This window comes from Streptomyces sp. NPDC093260, assembly GCF_040683715.1.
Lineage (GTDB): Bacteria > Actinomycetota > Actinomycetes > Streptomycetales > Streptomycetaceae > Streptomyces > Streptomyces sennicomposti.
In genome coordinates, this window is the sequence record NZ_JBFBEK010000037.1 from 51761 (window position 1) to 68022 (window position 16262).

The window sequence follows — 16262 nt, forward strand, 5'->3', positions numbered from 1 at the left end:
CCGTTCGACTGGAGTTGCACGTGGCCGGGCGCATCGAAGACTACGCACTCATCGGAGACATGCAGACCGCTGCCCTGGTCTGCCGGGACGGCACGGTCGACTGGCTGTGCCTGCCCCGCTTCGACTCGCATGCCATCTTCGCCGGTCTGCTGGGCACCGAGGAGCACGGCTTCTGGCGGCTCGGCCCCGCGTACCCGGCCGGCTCCGAGCCGCCCGCGGCCACCCGGCGCACCTACCGCGGCGACTCGCTGATCCTGGAATCGGAGTGGGACACCCCGCGCGGTACGGTCCGGGTGACCGATTTCATGCCCCCGCGCGACGGCGCCCCGCAGGTGATCCGCATCGTGGAGGGCGTCACCGGCCGGGTCCCGATGCGCTCGACCCTGCGCATGCGCTTCTCCTACGGCCGGATCGTGCCCTGGGTGCACCGGCACGAGACGCGCACGGTGGCGGTGGCCGGCCCGGACTCCGTGTGGTTCGACACACCGGAGGAGACCTACGGCAAGTCGCTCACCACGTACGCGGACTTCACCGTCGCTCCCGGTGACCGGATCGCCTTCACCATCTCCTGGCAGCCCTCGCACAAGGAGCCGCCGCCGGTGCCCGAGCCGGAGCAGTCGCTGGAGGCGACGGAGGAGTTCTGGCGCGAGTGGGTCGGGCACTGTACGTACCACGGCCCCTACCGCGAGGCCGTGGTCCGCTCCCTGATCACGCTGAAGGCCCTGACCTACGCCCCCACCGGCGGCATCGTCGCCGCCCCGACCACCTCCCTGCCGGAGGACATCGGCGGCGTGCGCAACTGGGACTACCGCTACACCTGGCTGCGCGACGCGGCGATCACCCTGTCCTCGCTGTTGCGCACCGGCTACCGCGAGGAGGCCCGTGCCTGGCGCGAGTGGCTGCTGCGCGCGGTCGCGGGCGACCCGGAGAACCTCCAGATCATGTACGGCATCGCCGGCGAGCGCGAACTCGGCGAGGCGGAGCTGGACTGGCTGCCCGGCTACGAGGACTCCGCCCCGGTCCGGGTGGGCAACGGCGCGGCGCACCAGCTCCAGCTGGACGTCTACGGCGAGGTCACCGAGGCCCTGCACCTGGCCCACATGACGGGTCTCGCGCGCAACGACTACGCCTCCCTGCTCCAGCTGAAGCTGATCCGCTACCTGGAGAAGCACTGGCAGGAGCCGGACGAGGGCATCTGGGAGGTGCGCGGGCCGCGCCGCCACTTCGTGCACTCCAAGGTCATGGCGTGGGTCGCGGTGGACCGCACGATCAAGCTGATGGAGTCCGGCGACGTCGACGGGCCGCTGGAGCGCTGGAAGGAACTGCGCGACGAGATCCACCGGGACGTGTGCGAGAAGGGGTACGACAAGGAGCGCAACACCTTCACGCAGTCCTACGGCTCCCGCGAGCTGGACGCGTCCTTGCTGCTGATCCCGCAGATGGGCTTCCTGCCGCCGGACGACAAGCGGGTCATCGGCACCATCGAGGCGATCCAGCGCGAGCTGTCCACCACGGACGGTTTCATCCTGCGCTACCCGACCGACGGCGACCACGCGGGCGTGGACGGCCTGCCCGGCGACGAGGGCGCGTTCCTCGCGTGCTCGTTCTGGATGGCCGACGACCTGGCGATGATCGGCCGGGTGGACGAGGCGCGCAAACTGTTCGAGAAGCTGCTCTCGCTCCGCAACGACCTGGGCCTGCTGGCCGAGGAATGGGACCCGCGCCTCCAGCGCCAGGTGGGCAACTTCCCCCAGGCCTTCAGCCACGTCCCCCTGATCGACACGGCCCTCCGCCTGACGGCGAGCGGGGCGTACGGAGGCTGAACGCGCCGCCTGCGGCTACGGGTGGGCAGCCGCAGGCGGCGACAGGGTTTTACCCATAGCTGCGGGCGGTCGTGCCTCCCTGGTGCCTCAAGGGCCTGGGAGGCCCCCCGGGGGGGCGGCACGGGCGGGCGCAGCGGCACCCCCTTCAAGCGGGGCGAGCGCACCCCGCCCCACGGCCGCCCCAAGCTTGTGGGCACCCGCCCCCCGGTCGCCACCCCCAGCCTCCCCGCGCCCAGAACGCTCCAGCCACCCGAGAACTCCCAAGCCGACAAACTTGCAGGTAGCGTCCGCTTTCATGGACCCTCGACCAGACACCGAGGGCGCCGGCATCACAGTCCAGCGCGCCCTCGAACTCCCCGGCCTCCGCAGCGGCCTCCCAGAGATCCTGGCGGGCGCGGACCGCCTCACCCGCACCGTCCGCTGGGTGCACGCCGGCGAGGTCCCCAACATCGCCTCCCTCCTCAAGGGCGGCGAACTCCTCCTCACCACCGGCTACGGCCTCGGCACCCGCCCCGCCGACCAGCGCGCCTTCGTCCGCACCCTCGCCGACCGCGGCATCGCCGCCCTCGTCGTGGAGCTGGGGCCCCGCTTCACCCGCCTCCCGGCCACCCTCGTGGACACGGCCCGCACCGCAGGTCTCCCCCTCGTCCAGCTGCACCGGGAGGTGCCGTTCGTGACGGTCACCGAGGAGATCCACACGGAGATCGTCAACGGCCACTACGCCCTTCTGCAACGCGCCGAGGAGGTGCACCGCCGCTGCACCGAGGCACTGCTCGGCGGCGGAGGGGTCCCCCAGGTGCTGGCCGTCCTGGCCGGCGCCGCCGGCAACCCGGTCTTCCTGGAGACCCCGGACGGGCGGCTGCTGTACGCGGCCGGCCCCGGACCCGAGGGGGCCGACCCGCTCCAGGTCTGGGAGGGCCTGCGCGGCCAGCACAAGGACACCCCGCCGCCGGCCGGCTCGGTCCTGGTGGACGTGCCCGGCGGCGGCCCGGGCACCGGCTCGGTGCGCGCCCGGCTCGTCCTGCTGCCGGTGCGCGCCGCGCTCGCCCCGGTGCACCGGATGGCCGCCGAGCGCGCTGCCGGCATCCTCGCCGTGGTGCTGATGCAGGCCCGGCAGGAGGAGGAGCTGGCGGCACGCGGCCGCGGCGACTTCCTCACCGACCTCGCCGAGGGCCGGATCACCGCCGAGGACGCCCCGGCACAGGCCCGCGTCCTCGGTTTCAAGCCGGGCGCGAGCCCCCTGTTGCCCGTGGTGATGCGGCTCGGCGACACCCTCGCGCCCGGCGGCGGCTGGGCGGTGCTGGCCCGCGCGGTCGCCGAGGAGCTGGCCGCGGTGGGCGTGCCGGTGCTGCTGGGCGTGCGGCCGGTCGAGGGCCGGGTGCCACTGCTGGTCGGGCTGCGGGCGGAGACGGAGCGGGCGGCGGTGGCCGATCGGGTCGCGGCGGCGCTGCGGGCCGGGGTGGAGCGGGCCGGGATGCACCGGCCGGGTGCTCAGCCCCCGGTGGTGGTGGTCGGGGTGGCGGGCGGCTGGGCGGCGGCCTCGGCGGGGCTGCGGCACGCGGCGGAGACGGCGACGGCGGCGCAGGGCCTGCCGGAGCGGCCCTGGTACGACGCCCGCCGCCTCGACATCGATCTGCTGCTGTGGCGGCTGCGCGACCATCCGGACCTGGCGGCCTTCGTGGACCGGGCGATCGGGCCACTGCGCGACCACGACAACCGGTCCAAGCCGCCGCTGCTGCCCACGCTCCAGACGTATCTGGCGCACGCGGGCCGCAAGGCGGAGACGGCGCGCGAGCTGCATCTGAACCGGCAGACGCTCTACAACCGCCTTGCCCGGATCGGGGAGTTGCTGGGCACCGACCTTGACGACCCGCAGACGGTGCTGGCCCTCAGCCTCGCCCTGCGCGCCCGCCGGCACGTGCCCTGAGCCGTGCTTCGGGCAACCGGCCCGGCGGGTCAGGTGACGAACCGCTGGCCGAACGGCCGGGGCTGGGTCAACTCGTCGTAGACACTCAGCACTTGGGCGACCGTCTCGTCCTCGGTGGGCCAGGTGGCCGCCTGAAGGGCGCCCGCCTCCCCCAGTCTCCGGCGGCGTTCGGGATCGCCGAGCAGCCGCAGGACGGCGGCGGCGAACGCCTCCGCGTCGCCGTGCGGGACGAGTTCGGCGGCGTCGCCGACGAGTTCGGCGATCCCGCCGGTGCGCGCGGCGACCAGCGGCACGCGTGCGTGCAGGGCCTCCTGCGCGAGCACGGAGCGGGCCTCCCAGCTGCCGGGCAGCAGCGCGAGGTCGGCGGCGGCGAGGAGTTCGGCGACGTCGTCGCGGCGGCCGATCAGCCGCACCGGCAGCCCCTCGCCCTCGATCCGCCGTTGCAGCACCGGGCGCAGCGGTCCCTCGCCCGCGACGACGACCAGCGGCACGGGTTCGGCGGTGCGCCAGGCGCGGGCGGCGTCCAACAGCAGTTCATGGCCGCGGTGCGGGTCGAGGGAGGCGACGGTGATGAGCAACGGCCGTCCGGTGGCGCCGAGTTCGGCGCGCACCTTGGCGCCGGGGCGGTCCGGGCGGGCGGGGGCTGTGTGCGGGCGGGGCACGGCGACGGCGGCGAGCCGGGCGTCGCGCGCGCCCCTGCGCCGGGCCCGGTCGACCAGCTCCGAGGTGGTGCCGAGCACGACGGTGGCGGCCTTGACCGCACGCCGCTCCAGCAGGCGCAGCAGGTGCGCGCGGGGTCCGTCGGCGTGGGTGTGGTTGTGCCAGGTGACGACGAGCGGGGTGGGGCGGCCGCTGAGGGCGAGCGCCGCCCGGAAGGAGGCGTGCAGTCCGTGCGCGTGCACCAGGTCGGCGCCCGCGCAGGCGGTGCGCAGCGCGGCCACGGACACCGGGTCGCTGCTGCGCGGCACGTGGACGTGCTCGGCACCGGCCGCGGTGAAGCCGTAGGCGCGCTCGACGTGGTCGGGGGCGCACACCGTGATGCGTACGCCCCTGGCGACCAGCCCGGCGGTCAGCGAGCGCACGTGCGCGCTGCTTCCGGCGTTGCCGCCGCCCAGCACCTGCACGGTGCGCAGCGGCGACTGACCGTGCGTTACGTGGCTGGTCACGGGGCTCACGCTGCCGGGGCTCCTGGTTCGGCGTGGGACGGTCGGCGCCGGTCGGTTCGGCGTCGGGGCGGCTCGGCCGGCCTGACGCCGGCGGGTGCGGCGTCGGTCGGTCACGGGGAAACGTACCGAAGATCGTGCGGAAGGTCGCGAGCCGAGGGCCGGACCGCGCGCGTCCGCTCGGCGGGCCGCCTCCTCCTCAAGGATGCCAGTACGCACGGGTGTTCCGGCGCCGACGGATGGCGGAAAGCGCTCGGTGACGGTCCGACACGGTGCGCCAGGTCACCCACATGAGTGAATGTGAGGTGCTTGGGGCGCGTGCGCCGGGTGCTCAGATGGCGCGGGCGAGCCGGCTCACCCGGTCGCCGCACACGGCGGCGGCGACCACCGCGGCGGCGTGGGCGACCAGCCCGGCGCGCCCGTTGCACACCACGGCCGCCGCGCCGAGCGCCGCGCCCAGGGCGTGCGCCCCGGCGTCGCCGAGCATCTCGCTCTCCCCCAGGTCTCCGGGCAGGACCGCGGCGGCGGCCCCGGCGGCGACGGCGGACAGTCCGGCCCCTGGCCCGCGCCGCAGCAGTCCGGGCGCCGCGAGCGCGAGGACCGCACCGGCGGCACGGCCGGGCCGCAGATCGACCAGGTTCACGGCGTGCGCGGCCCCGGCGATCACCACGCCCGCGAGCACCTTGTCAACGGGCCGTTCCTCCAGCGCCGCCCCGGCTGCCAGGGCGGCGGCGCCGATCCCGAACAGCTTGACCGCGCCGCTGGTGACCTCGCCGTCGCGCAGGGCCGTGAGGTGGGCGCGGAACCCGCGCCGCGGGTCGCCCGCCCCGGCCACGTCGTCGTAGGCGCCGCAGGCGCCGGCGGCCAGCACCGCGAGAGCGGCGGCCGGCCGTATCCGCCCGGCTGCGAGCGCAGCGCCGAGCGCGGTCGCGGGCCCGGCGTACAGCCCGACGGTCCGGCCCGCGTGGTTGGTCCGCTCCCAGCGCCCGCGGCCGCCGGGCGGCGCGGCGCGCAGCGCGGCGGCGAAGGCCCGGGTGAGACCGGCGGACAGGGCGAGCGAGGCGGAGGGACGGACGATCATCCCGCCACCCTACGCATCCCTACAGATCGGCCCGGGCGGTGGCCAGCAGTTCCTCGGCGTGGGCGCGGGCGGTCTCGGAGTCCTCCTGGCCGGCCAGCATCCGGGACAGTTCCCGGACCCGCTCCTCGCCCTCCAGCACCTTCACGCCCGACCGGGTCACCGACCCGTCGTTCGTCTTCTCCACCAGCAGCTGCCGGTCGGCGAAGGCGGCGACCTGGGGCAGATGGGTGACCACGACGACCTGCGCGGTCCTGGCGAGCTTCGCCAGACGCCGCCCGATCTCCACGGCCGCCTTGCCGCCGACGCCCGCGTCGACCTCGTCGAACAGGTACGTCGGCACCGGGTCGGTGCCCGCGAAGACCACCTCGACGGCGAGCATCACACGCGACAGCTCACCGCCCGAGGCGCCCCTGGCGATCGGCCGGGGCGGCGCGCCCGGATGCGGGGCGAGCAGCAGTTCGACCTCGTCGACGCCGTTCGGACCGTAGGCGACGGTCCGCCCTCCGACCTCCACGCCCTCCGGGTCCTCGGTCTGGCGGATGTCGAACGACACGCGCGCGTGCGGCATGGCCAGCGAGGCCAGCTCGGCGGTCACGGCGGCCGCGAACCGCTCGGCGGCCTCCGTGCGGGCGTCCGTCAGCGCCTGCGCCAGGCCGCCCAGCTCGGCCCGCAGCGCGTCCCGCTCGGCCGTCAGCTCCCCGATCCGCTCGTCGTCGGAGTCGAGTTCGGTCAGCCGGGCGGCGCTGTGCTCGGCCCACGCGAGCACGGCGTTCACGTCCTCGCCGTACTTGCGGGTCAGCCCGGTCAGCGCGGCCCGCCGCTCCTCCACGGCCGCCAGCCGCAGCGGGTCGGCGTCCAGGTCGTCGGCGTACCCGGCCAGCTCGCCCGCCACGTCGCCGAGCAGGATGCCGATCTCCCCGATCCGGTCGGCGAGGTCCGACAGGGCCGGGTCGTGGGCGCGCACCGCCTCCAGGGCCCGCTGGGCGCCCGCGACGAGGGTGGCCGCGTCGATGCCCTCGGGGTCCTCCGGGTTGCCCGCGAGAGCGGCGTGCGCGACCGTCGCCGCGGACGACAGCGCCTCGGCGTGGCCGAGCCGCTCGGCCTCCTCGGCCAGCTCCGCGTCCTCCCCGGCGCGCGGCTCGACGGCGGCGATCTCCTCCAGGCCGTAGCGGAGCATGTCGGCCTCCTGGGCCCGCTCCCGCGCGCGCGTGGTGATCTCCTCCAGCTCGGCGACCACCGCGCGCAGCCGCTTGTAGGCCCCGGTGTACTTGGCCAGCGGCACGGCGACGGCGTCGCCCGCGTACCGGTCGAGGGCCTGGCGCTGCCGGCTGAGCTTGAGCAGGCCCTGCTGGTCGGTCTGGCCGTGCACGGCCACCAGGTCGTCGGCGAGTTCGGCGAGCAGCCCCACGGGCACGCTCCGCCCGCCGAGGTGCGCCCGGGAGCGCCCCTCGGCGGAGACGGTACGGCTGATCAGCAGCGCCCCGTCGTCCAGCTCGGCGCCGGCCTCCTCGGCCCGGACGACCGCGGCGGCGCCCGGCGGCACGGCCACCCGGCCCTCCACGACGGCCTTGCCGGCCCCGATCCGCACGAGCGCCGGATCGGCGCGCCCGCCCAGCAGCAGCCCCAGACTGGTGACCACCATGGTCTTGCCCGCACCGGTCTCGCCCGTGACGGCGGTGAAGCCGGGTGACAGCTCGACGACCGCGTCGTCGATCACCCCGAGCGACCGTATCCGCATCTCCTCCAACACGACGACGACCATACGAGGTTTTGGCCGCCTCGTGCGACGCCGCCCCGCCCGAGGGGGACGGTCGCCCTGCTCCGCCCGCCCCCGCGACCGGCGGATGCCAGAGCGTGTTTCGCAAGTCCCGTCCGGCCGCGACGCCTGCACGGCGCCTGGCCGCGTTGCCGGGGCCGCCCGCGTACGCCCAGCACGCGGGCGGCCCTCCGCCTTGCGATCCACCGCACCGGACACCGCGGGCCCCCTTCGGGCGGACGACGCCGTTTTCGAACACACGCCCTAGTGGGGCGCCCCGCGCCAGCCGGAGACCGGCAGGGCGAACTTGGCGACCAGGCGGTCGGTGAACGAGGCGTGGTGCAACCGGGCCAGCCGCACCGGCACGGCGCCCCGCCGCACCTCCACGCGCGCCCCCGGCGGCAGCTCCACCGTGCGCCGCCCGTCGCACCACAGCACGCCCGGCGGGACGTGCGGCAGCACCTCCACGGCCAGCACCGAGTCCGGCGAGGTGACCAGGGGCTTGGCGAACAGGGCGTGGGCGCTGATCGGCACCATGAGCAGCGCCTCCACCTCCGGCCACACCACGGGGCCGCCGGCCGAGAAGGCGTAGGCGGTGGAGCCGGTCGGGGTGGCGCACACGATCCCGTCGCAGCCGAACCCGGTGACCGGCCGGCCGTCGATCTCCAGCACGACCTCCAGCATCCGCTCGGCGGACACCTTCTGCACGGCCGCCTCGTTCAGCGCCCAGTCGGTGTGCACGATGTCGCCGTTGCGGTGCACGACGACGTCGACGGTCATGCGCTCCTCGACCTCGTAGGCCCGGGACACCACCCGGTCCACGACCTTGTCGAGGTCGTCACGCTCGGCCTCGGCGAGGAACCCGACCCGCCCGAGGTTCACGCCGAGCATCGGCACCCCGGAGGCGCGGGCGAACTCGGCGCCGCGCAGCAGCGTGCCGTCACCGCCGAGCACGATCAGCAGCTCGCACCCGTCCAGGCACTGCGGTGTGGCCTCGGCGACCAGCTCCACCTCGCCCGGCAGCGGCAGGTCGCACGCCTCCGCCTCCAGTACGCGTACGCCGATCCCGGAGCGCAGCAGTCCCTTGACCACCAGTTCGGCACTGCGCACGGCCGCCGGTCGCCCGGTGTGCGCCAGCAGGAAAACGGTACGCGCCCGGGTCTGTGTCCGAGCCTGAGTCTGTGTCAACGCGGCCCCTCCGCCACTGCACGGTCAACATCGGCCGGGTCCAGGGCGGGCGCCCCGGCACGCAGCCACAGAAAGTACTCGACGTTGCCGGAGGGTCCGGGCAGCGGACTCGCGGTGACACCCTGCACCCCGAGCCCCAGCTCCCACGCCCTGCCCGCCACGCCCCGCACGGCCTCCGCCCGCAGCTGCGGACTCCGTACGACACCCCCGCTGCCCAGCCGCTCCTTCCCCACCTCGAACTGCGGCTTGACCATCATCACCAGGTCGGCGTCCGGCCGCACGCACCGCACCAGGGCGGGCAGCACCAGTCCGAGCGGGATGAAGGACAGGTCGCCCACGACAAGGTCCACAGGTTCTCCGTCGATCGCCTCGAGCGTCAACTCACGTACGTTCGTACGGTCCTTGACGGTGACGCGTTCATCCTGTCGGAGAGACCAGGCGAGTTGTCCGTATCCCACGTCGACGGCGACGACGTGGGCGGCGCCCGCGCGCAGCAGCACATCGGTGAAGCCGCCGGTGGACGCGCCGGCGTCCAGCGCCCGCCGCCCTCGGACGACGAGCCCCTGCGGTACGAAGGCGTCGAGGGCTCCGGCCAGTTTGTGGCCGCCGCGCGAGACGTAGTCGGGGTCGCTGTCGTCGGTCTGGACGACGATGGCGGCGGCGGTCTCCACCTGGGTGGCGGGCTTGGTCGCGACGGTCCTGCCGACGGTGACCCGGCCGGCGGCGATCAGCTGGCTGGCGTGCTCGCGCGAGCGCGCCAGCTTGCGGCGGACCAGCTCCGCGTCGAGACGGCGACGTGCGACTCCTGCCACGTTCTGTTCAGCTCCTGTGTCGGTACGGCGGTGCGGGGGCCGGGGAGCCCGGGCGGGCGTCGAGCGCGGTGAGCGCGTCGCGCAGCCCCCGGTGTACATCCTCGTACACCGCCGCATGCCCGTCGGTGGCGAGGTGGTCGGCGTCGCCGAGCCGCTCCAGGGCCGCGTCGACGCCGGGGTCGCCGGTGGAGGTGCGGGGCACGTCCAGCGGGGCGGGCGCGGCGGGGCCGCAGTCGGGATCCGGCAGGCCGGCATCGGCCCCGGGGAGGCCCGGTTCGGGGTCCGGGCGGCCCCGGCCGGTCGGCGCGCGGCCGTCCGCCGGGTGCGGCGGGACCTCCGTCCCGGTCACAGAGTCGTTCATGCCCCGACGCTACCGCGAAGCCCTGGGGTACCGTCGGTCGCGATGGCCACGATCGAGGAGTGCCGCGCGGCACTCGAGAAGCTCTCGGACAACATGGCGAACGCCGACGGGGACGTGCGCGACGCGGCGGCGCTCGACCGCTCGGTCAGCTGCCACATCACGGACCTCGACGTCACCTTCGTCGGCCGCCTCACCGGCCGCCGTATCGACGTGCGCGACACCGTGCCGGGGCCGCCGCCCGAGAAGGCGCAGATACGGCTCGCCATGAGCGGCGACGACCTGGTCGCGCTGGTCGGCGGCGCGCTGAACTTCGCCACCGCCTGGGGCGCGGGCCGGGTGAGGCTGGAGGCGGGCCTGCTGGACCTGTTCCGGCTCAGGAAGCTTCTGTAGCGACGGCGGCGTTCTCCTCGGCCCCGGCCTTCCCGGCGGTCTTCGTCGCTCTGCCCTTTCGCGCGCCCGACCGGGCCGTGCGCGCCGCCGGCACCACCAGCGGCGTCCCGGTCTCGGGGTCCTCGATCACCTGGCAGCGCAGCCCGAAGACCTCCTCCACCAGTCCGGCGGTGACGACGTCGTCCGGCGCGCCCTCGGCGACGACCCGGCCCTCGCGCAGGGCGACGAGGTGGGTGGCGTAGCGGGCGGCGTGGTTGAGGTCGTGCAGCACGGCCACCAGCGTGCGCCCCTGCTCCTCGTGCAGCTCGGCGCACAGGTCCAGGACGTCGATCTGGTGCTGGATGTCCAGGTACGTCGTCGGCTCGTCCAGCAGCAGCAGCGGCGTCTGCTGGGCGAGCGCCATGGCGATCCACACCCGCTGGCGCTGGCCGCCGGACAGCTCGTCGACGTACCGCTCGGCGAGCCGGGCGATGCCGGTGCGCTCCATGGACTCCCGGACGACCCGCTCGTCCTCGGCCGACCACTGGCGCAGGATGCCCTGGTGCGGGTAGCGGCCGCGGCCCACCAGGTCGCCGACGGTGATGCCGTCCGGCGCGATCGAGGACTGCGGCAGCAGCCCGAGGGTGCGGGCGACCTTCTTGGCCGGCATCGACTGGATGACCTGCCCGTCCAGCAGCACCCGGCCCTCGGTGGGCCTGAGCATCCGCGACAGCGCGCGCAGCAGGGTGGACTTGCCGCACGCGTTGGGACCGACGATCACCGTGAAGGAGTTGTCGGGGATCTCCACCGACAGCTGTTCGGCGATCACCCGCTGGTCGTAGGCGAGGGTGACGTTCTCGGCGGACAGGCGGCTCACGGTGCTCCTCGGATCGTTCACTGCGGTGGTGCGGGCGCCCGTGACGAGCGCCTTCCTGCCGGGGGCGCTCGTCACGGGCGCCGTCGCGCCCCGGGCGCTCATATCCGGCCCTTCCTGCGTTCGGTGACCAGCAGCCACAGCAGGTAGACGCCGCCGAGGGCGCCGGTGACCACGCCGACGGGCAGTTGGTCGGCGCCGAAGACGCGCTGCGAGGCCCAGTCGGCGACGACCAGCAGGGTGGCGCCCATGCACAGGGAGGGCACGAGGTTGGGGCCGGGTGAGCGGGTCAGCCGCCTCGCGAGCTGCGGCGCGGTCAGGGCGACGAAGGAGACGGGGCCCGCGGCGGCCGTGGCGGCGGCGGTGAGCAGCACGGCGGAGCCCATCAGCAGCAGGCGTACCCGTTCGACGCGCACACCGAGGGCGTAGGCCGTGTCGTCGCCCATCTCCAGCATCCGCAGTCCGCGCGCGTTGGCGAGGACCAGCGGCAGGAGTACCGCGCCCAGCGCGAGCAGCGGCCGCACCTGGGTCCAGTCGCGGCCGTTGAGCGAGCCGCTCATCCAGACGACGGCGCGGGCCGCGTCCACGAAGTCGGCCTTGGTGATGAGGTAGCCGTTGACGGCGGTGACGACGGCGTTGACGCCGATGCCGACCAGGACCAGCCGGTAGCCGTGTACGCCCTGCTTCCAGGCGAGGAAGTAGATCGCCAGCCCGGTGACCAGGCCGCCGGCGAGCGCGCCGAAGGTGACGGCGGTGGCGCCGCCGGAGGACAGGACGATGACGACGAGCGCGCCGGCCGACGCCCCCTGGGAGAGGCCGAGCACGTCCGGGCTGCCGAGCGGATTGCGCGCGACGGACTGGAACAGCGCGCCGCCGAGCCCGAGGCAGGCGCCGACCAGCAGGCCGACCAGGACGCGCGGCAGCCGCAGGTCCCGGACGATGAATTCCTGTCCGGGCTCGCCCTGTCCGACGAGTGTCCTGAGCACGTCGGAGGAGGAGATGGGGAAGTCGCCGGTGCCGATCAGCAGCACGCTCGCGGCGAGCGCGGCCAGCGCCAGCAGGACGACGACGGTGAACGCCCGAACGTCCACGCGGAGGGAGAGCCCGCCCGGGGTGCGGACGGCCCGTGCGGTGCGCGGGGGGCGCTCGGCGCCAGGGGAGTGCGCGGTGCGCGAGGGGTGTGCGGTCTTCACAGCTGGGCCGTCCTCCGCCGCCGTACGAGCAGGATGAACACCGGGCCGCCGATGATCGCGGTGACCACCCCGACCTGGACCTCGGCCGGGCGGGCGACGATCCGCCCGATCACGTCGGCGCCGAGCAGCAGCACCGGCGACAGGACGGTGGCGTACGGCAGGACCCAGCGCAGGTCGGGGCCGGTGAAGGAACGCACGACGTGCGGGACCATCAGGCCGACGAAAACGATCGGGCCGCAGGCTGCGGTGGCCGCCCCGCACAGCACGGTCGCGGCGAGCATCGCCAGCGCCCGGGTGCGGTTCAGGTCGGCGCCGAGGGCGCGGGCGGTGTCGTCGCCCATCGCCAGCGCGTTGAGCGGACGGGCCAGCAGCAGCGCGAGGAGCGTGCCGGCCAGCAGGAACGGCAGTACCTGGACGATGGTGGCGTTCGTGGCCGAGGCCAGCGAGCCCACCGTCCAGAAGCGCATCCGGCCCAGCGCCGCGTCATCCATGATCATCACGGCCTGGAGATAGCCGTACAGGGCGGCGCCGATGGCGGCCCCGGCCAGCGCGAGCCGGACGGGGGTGGCGCCCCGGCTGCCGCCGAGGAACCACACCAGCGCGCCCACGGCCGCAGCGCCGAGGAACGCGAACCAGACGTAACCGCTCAGACTGGTCACGCCGAAGTAGGTGATGGCGGTGACCACGGCGGCCGACGCACCCGCGTTGATGCCGAGGACCCCGGGGTCGGCCAGCGGATTACGGGTGAGCGCCTGGAGCACCGCCCCGGACAGCCCGAGGGCGGCCCCGGCGAGCAGCCCGAGGACCGTGCGGGAGAGCCGCTCGCCGACCACCACGTCGGCGTACGTCCCCGAGTCCTGGAAGAGACCGTGCCAGACCTGGGCCAAGGACAGCTCCTTGGCCCCGACGGCGATGCTCACCAGTACGACGAGCACCAGGACCGCAGCGGACAGCACGAGCCCGGCGGTTCGCGTCCCACGGCGGGACGGGGGCGTGGCGGCGGCTGCGGCGCGCGCTTCGGGGGGACTGTCGACCAACACGCAGTTAGGTTAGCCTACCCTCGTCAGTCCTCCGCTGCCGCGTCCCCGTCCCGGGGGACGGCCGGAGCGCTCCTCTCCGAGCGACGGCCGGAGCGCTCCCGCCCCATGGGGCCGCCGGGCACCCGGCGGCCCCATGCGCCCACGGCCGTAACCGGGCTCACAACCCCAGTCGCGCCAGGGCCTTCTCCGCGTCAAGTTCACACGCGCCCTCGCCGCCCGCCGTCCACGCCGCCGCGCACAGCGCGCGCAGTCCGTCCAGCGGCTGCCCGTCGCCGGCGAGGACCAGCCGGTCCGCCCCCGCCGTCGCCGTCCACCCGCCGCACCGGAAAGCGTCACCCTCCCGGGTGATCTCCGGCTGCCCGGTGAGCAGCCCTCGCAGATCCGCGTCGACATACGTCGGCCGGTGCTGCGCCGGCGCGGCGAGCAACTGCGCCCCGTCGGTCACCCCGGTCAGCACGAGCAGCGAGTCGACCCCGCCGTTGAACGCGCCCTCGATGTCCGTGTCCAGCCGGTCACCGACCACCAGGGGCCGCTCGGCGCCGGTGCGCAGGATCGTCTCGCGGTGCATGGGCGGCAGCGGCTTGCCCGCCACCTGCGGCTCGGCGCCCGTGGCGATCCGGACGACCTCCACCGCCGCGCCGTTGCCCGGAGCGATGCCCCGTGCGCCCGGAATGGTCAGGTCGGTGTTGGACGCGAACCACGGCACCCCGCGGTGCACCGCGTAGCAGGCCTCCGCGAGCCGCCCCCAGGGCAGCTCCGGCCCGCCGTAGCCCTGCACCACCGCCGCCGGGTCGTCGTCGGCCGACTCCACCGGCTCCAGCCCGCGCTCGCGCAGCGCGACCCGCAGTCCCTCCCCTCCGACCACCAGCACCCGCGCCCCGGCGGGCACCTGGTCGGCGATCAGCCGGGCCACCGCCTGCGCGGAGGTCACCACGTCCGATCCGGCCGCCGGTATGCCCAGCTCGGTCAGGTGCGCGGCCACCGCCTCCGGGGTGCGCAGCGCGTTGTTGGTGACGTACGCAAGACGCATACCGCCGTCGCGGGCGGCGGCCAGCGAGTCCACCGCGTGCGCGATGGCGTCACCGCCCGCGTACACCACCCCGTCCAGATCGAGCAGGGCCGTGTCGTACGCCTCGCTCAGGGCCTGTCCACTGCCCTCGGGCCTCGTCCTGACGCCCTGGCTCATTACGCATCGCTCCTCGTGAAACCGGCTTTCCTCCGATCATCCCCCATGCCACCGACACACGTACGATGCCGGGATGAACACAGCAGGTCACACACCGGCAACACCCCGCCGAGGCCTGGAACTCACCCCGTTCCGAGGCCTTCGCTACGACCCCGACCGGGTCGGCAGCCTGGCCGCGGTGACGTCCCCGCCCTATGACGTCGTCGTCCGCCCGGACGGCCTGCACCACCTCCAGGACGCCGACCCCTACAACATCGTGCGGCTGATCCTGCCCCAGGCCGGCACCCCCTCCGCCCGCAACGAGCAGGCCGCCGACACCCTGCGCCGCTGGCTGTCCGAGGGCGTCCTGACCACCGACCGCGAGCCGGGCCTGTACGTCTACGAGCAGCGCGACGGCGACGGCATGCTGCAACGCGGGCTGATCGGCGCGCTGCGCGTCTGCGACCCGGAGGAGGGCGTCGTGCTTCCGCACGAGGACGTGATGCCGCACATCGTCGCGGACCGCGCCGCCCTGATGCGGGCCACCAGCGCCAACCTCGAACCGCTGCTGCTCACCTACCGGGGCAACGGCTCGACCGCCGCCACGACCGTGGTCCTGGAACGCACCGCCGAACAGTCTCCGCTGCTGGCGACCACCACCGAGGACGGTTTCAGCCATCGGCTGTGGGCGGTCACCGATCCCTCGGACGTGACGGCCGTCCAGGAGGATCTGGTCGAGCACCAGGCCCTGATCGCCGACGGGCACCACCGCTGGGCGACGTACCGGCGGCTGCGCGCGGAGCACCCCTCCCCCAGTGCCTGGGACTACGGCCTGGTCCTGCTCGTGGACACCGCCCGCTATCCCCTGCGGGTACGCGCCATCCACCGCCTGCTGCACGGTCTGCCGGTGGCGGAGGCGCTGCCCGCCCTGGACGGCCTGTTCCGGGTACGCCGGCTGGACGTGCCGCTGGCCGACGCCCTGCCCGCGCTCGCGGAGGCGGCGGGCGCGGGCAACGCCTTCCTGCTCGCCGGCGACGGCTCCTTCCACCTGGTGGACCGCCCGGATCCCGCGCTGCTGGCCCGCACGGTCCCCTCCGACCGGCCGGAGGCCTGGCGCACCCTGGACGCGACGGTGCTGCACGCCACGCTCCTGGCGCACGTCTGGCACATCCCGGAGGACGACCCGACCCGTATCGCCTACATCCACGACACGGCGGCCACCGTGCAGAAGGCGGAGCACGACGGCAGCACGGCCGTCCTGATGCACCCGGTGCGCGAGGAGGTCGTACGGGACCTGGCCCGCCAGGGCGTCACGATGCCCCGCAAGTCGACGTCCTTCGGCCCGAAGCCGGCGTCGGGGCTGGTGCTGCGAGCGCTGGATCTGTGAGGCATGACGTGGAGAAGGGGCGGACCCGATCGGGTCCGCCGCGAAAAGGCAAAGTGAATAGAGTAGAGAGGAGAGACAACAGGGGCGGGTGATGCGAGAAAGAATGGATCTCGGACAGCGGGA

Annotated in this window: 14 protein-coding genes; 4 read left to right on the forward strand and 10 right to left on the reverse strand. The window is 74.6% G+C overall.

Annotated features, from left to right (window positions below; genetic code table 11):
* The first annotated feature begins 20 nt into the window (after positions 1-20).
* Together AB0N63_RS32460 and AB0N63_RS32465 are read left to right on the forward strand one after the other, a co-directional pair.
* Positions 21-1823, forward strand: a complete 1803-nt coding sequence (locus tag AB0N63_RS32460; RefSeq protein WP_365534823.1) for a glycoside hydrolase family 15 protein — start codon at positions 21-23, stop codon at positions 1821-1823.
* 295 nt (positions 1824-2118) lie between these two features.
* A complete protein-coding gene (locus tag AB0N63_RS32465) occupies positions 2119-3750 on the forward strand; it encodes a PucR family transcriptional regulator (RefSeq protein ID WP_365534792.1) in 1632 nt (543 codons plus the stop codon).
* A gap of 29 nt (positions 3751-3779) precedes the next feature.
* Here AB0N63_RS32465 and AB0N63_RS32470 read toward each other — a convergent pair whose 3' ends face one another.
* From AB0N63_RS32470 to AB0N63_RS32495, 6 genes are all read right to left on the reverse strand, one after another.
* Complete coding sequence (locus AB0N63_RS32470; RefSeq protein WP_365534795.1) at positions 3780-4925, reverse strand: glycosyltransferase family 4 protein; 1146 nt, start codon at positions 4923-4925, stop codon at positions 3780-3782.
* A gap of 319 nt (positions 4926-5244) precedes the next feature.
* Positions 5245-5994 (reverse strand): hypothetical protein, encoded by a 750-nt coding sequence (locus tag AB0N63_RS32475; protein ID WP_365534797.1) that lies wholly within the window; start codon positions 5992-5994, stop codon positions 5245-5247.
* A 19-nt stretch (positions 5995-6013) separates the two neighbouring features.
* Positions 6014-7756, reverse strand: coding sequence for a DNA repair protein RecN (recN, locus tag AB0N63_RS32480; RefSeq protein WP_365534799.1), 1743 nt, complete (start codon positions 7754-7756; stop codon positions 6014-6016).
* A 258-nt stretch (positions 7757-8014) separates the two neighbouring features.
* Complete coding sequence (locus AB0N63_RS32485; RefSeq protein ID WP_365534801.1) at positions 8015-8938, reverse strand: NAD kinase; 924 nt, start codon at positions 8936-8938, stop codon at positions 8015-8017.
* The gene (locus AB0N63_RS32490; protein ID WP_365534803.1) at positions 8935-9750 is read right to left on the reverse strand and encodes a TlyA family RNA methyltransferase; all 816 of its coding nucleotides are present in this window, start codon (positions 9748-9750) and stop codon (positions 8935-8937) included. Before AB0N63_RS32490 ends, AB0N63_RS32485 begins: the two co-directional genes overlap by 4 nt.
* A gap of 7 nt (positions 9751-9757) precedes the next feature.
* Positions 9758-10111 (reverse strand): hypothetical protein, encoded by a 354-nt coding sequence (locus AB0N63_RS32495; RefSeq protein WP_365534805.1) that lies wholly within the window; start codon positions 10109-10111, stop codon positions 9758-9760.
* Positions 10112-10153: 42 nt separating this feature from the next.
* On the opposite strand from AB0N63_RS32495, the gene AB0N63_RS32500 reads away from it, so the two are divergent.
* Positions 10154-10501, forward strand: a complete 348-nt coding sequence (locus AB0N63_RS32500; RefSeq protein WP_365534806.1) for a sterol-binding protein — start codon at positions 10154-10156, stop codon at positions 10499-10501.
* Here the strand turns inward: AB0N63_RS32500 and AB0N63_RS32505 are convergent.
* From AB0N63_RS32505 to AB0N63_RS32520, 4 genes are all read right to left on the reverse strand, one after another.
* Positions 10485-11459, reverse strand: a complete 975-nt coding sequence (locus tag AB0N63_RS32505) for an ABC transporter ATP-binding protein (RefSeq protein ID WP_365534809.1) — start codon at positions 11457-11459, stop codon at positions 10485-10487. The genes AB0N63_RS32500 and AB0N63_RS32505 overlap by 17 nt on opposite strands.
* Positions 11456-12547, reverse strand: a complete 1092-nt coding sequence (locus AB0N63_RS32510) for an iron chelate uptake ABC transporter family permease subunit (RefSeq protein ID WP_365534811.1) — start codon at positions 12545-12547, stop codon at positions 11456-11458. The genes AB0N63_RS32505 and AB0N63_RS32510 overlap by 4 nt, the downstream gene beginning before the upstream one ends.
* On the reverse strand, positions 12544-13587 hold the full coding sequence (locus tag AB0N63_RS32515; RefSeq protein ID WP_365534814.1) for an iron chelate uptake ABC transporter family permease subunit: 1044 nt from the start codon (positions 13585-13587) through the stop codon (positions 12544-12546). Before AB0N63_RS32515 ends, AB0N63_RS32510 begins: the two co-directional genes overlap by 4 nt.
* A gap of 157 nt (positions 13588-13744) precedes the next feature.
* Positions 13745-14773, reverse strand: coding sequence for an HAD hydrolase-like protein (locus tag AB0N63_RS32520; protein ID WP_365534815.1), 1029 nt, complete (start codon positions 14771-14773; stop codon positions 13745-13747).
* 73 nt (positions 14774-14846) lie between these two features.
* Between AB0N63_RS32520 and AB0N63_RS32525 the strand changes: the two genes are divergently transcribed.
* Positions 14847-16139 (forward strand): DUF1015 domain-containing protein, encoded by a 1293-nt coding sequence (locus tag AB0N63_RS32525; RefSeq protein WP_365534817.1) that lies wholly within the window; start codon positions 14847-14849, stop codon positions 16137-16139.
* Positions 16140-16262: the final 123 nt, after the last annotated feature.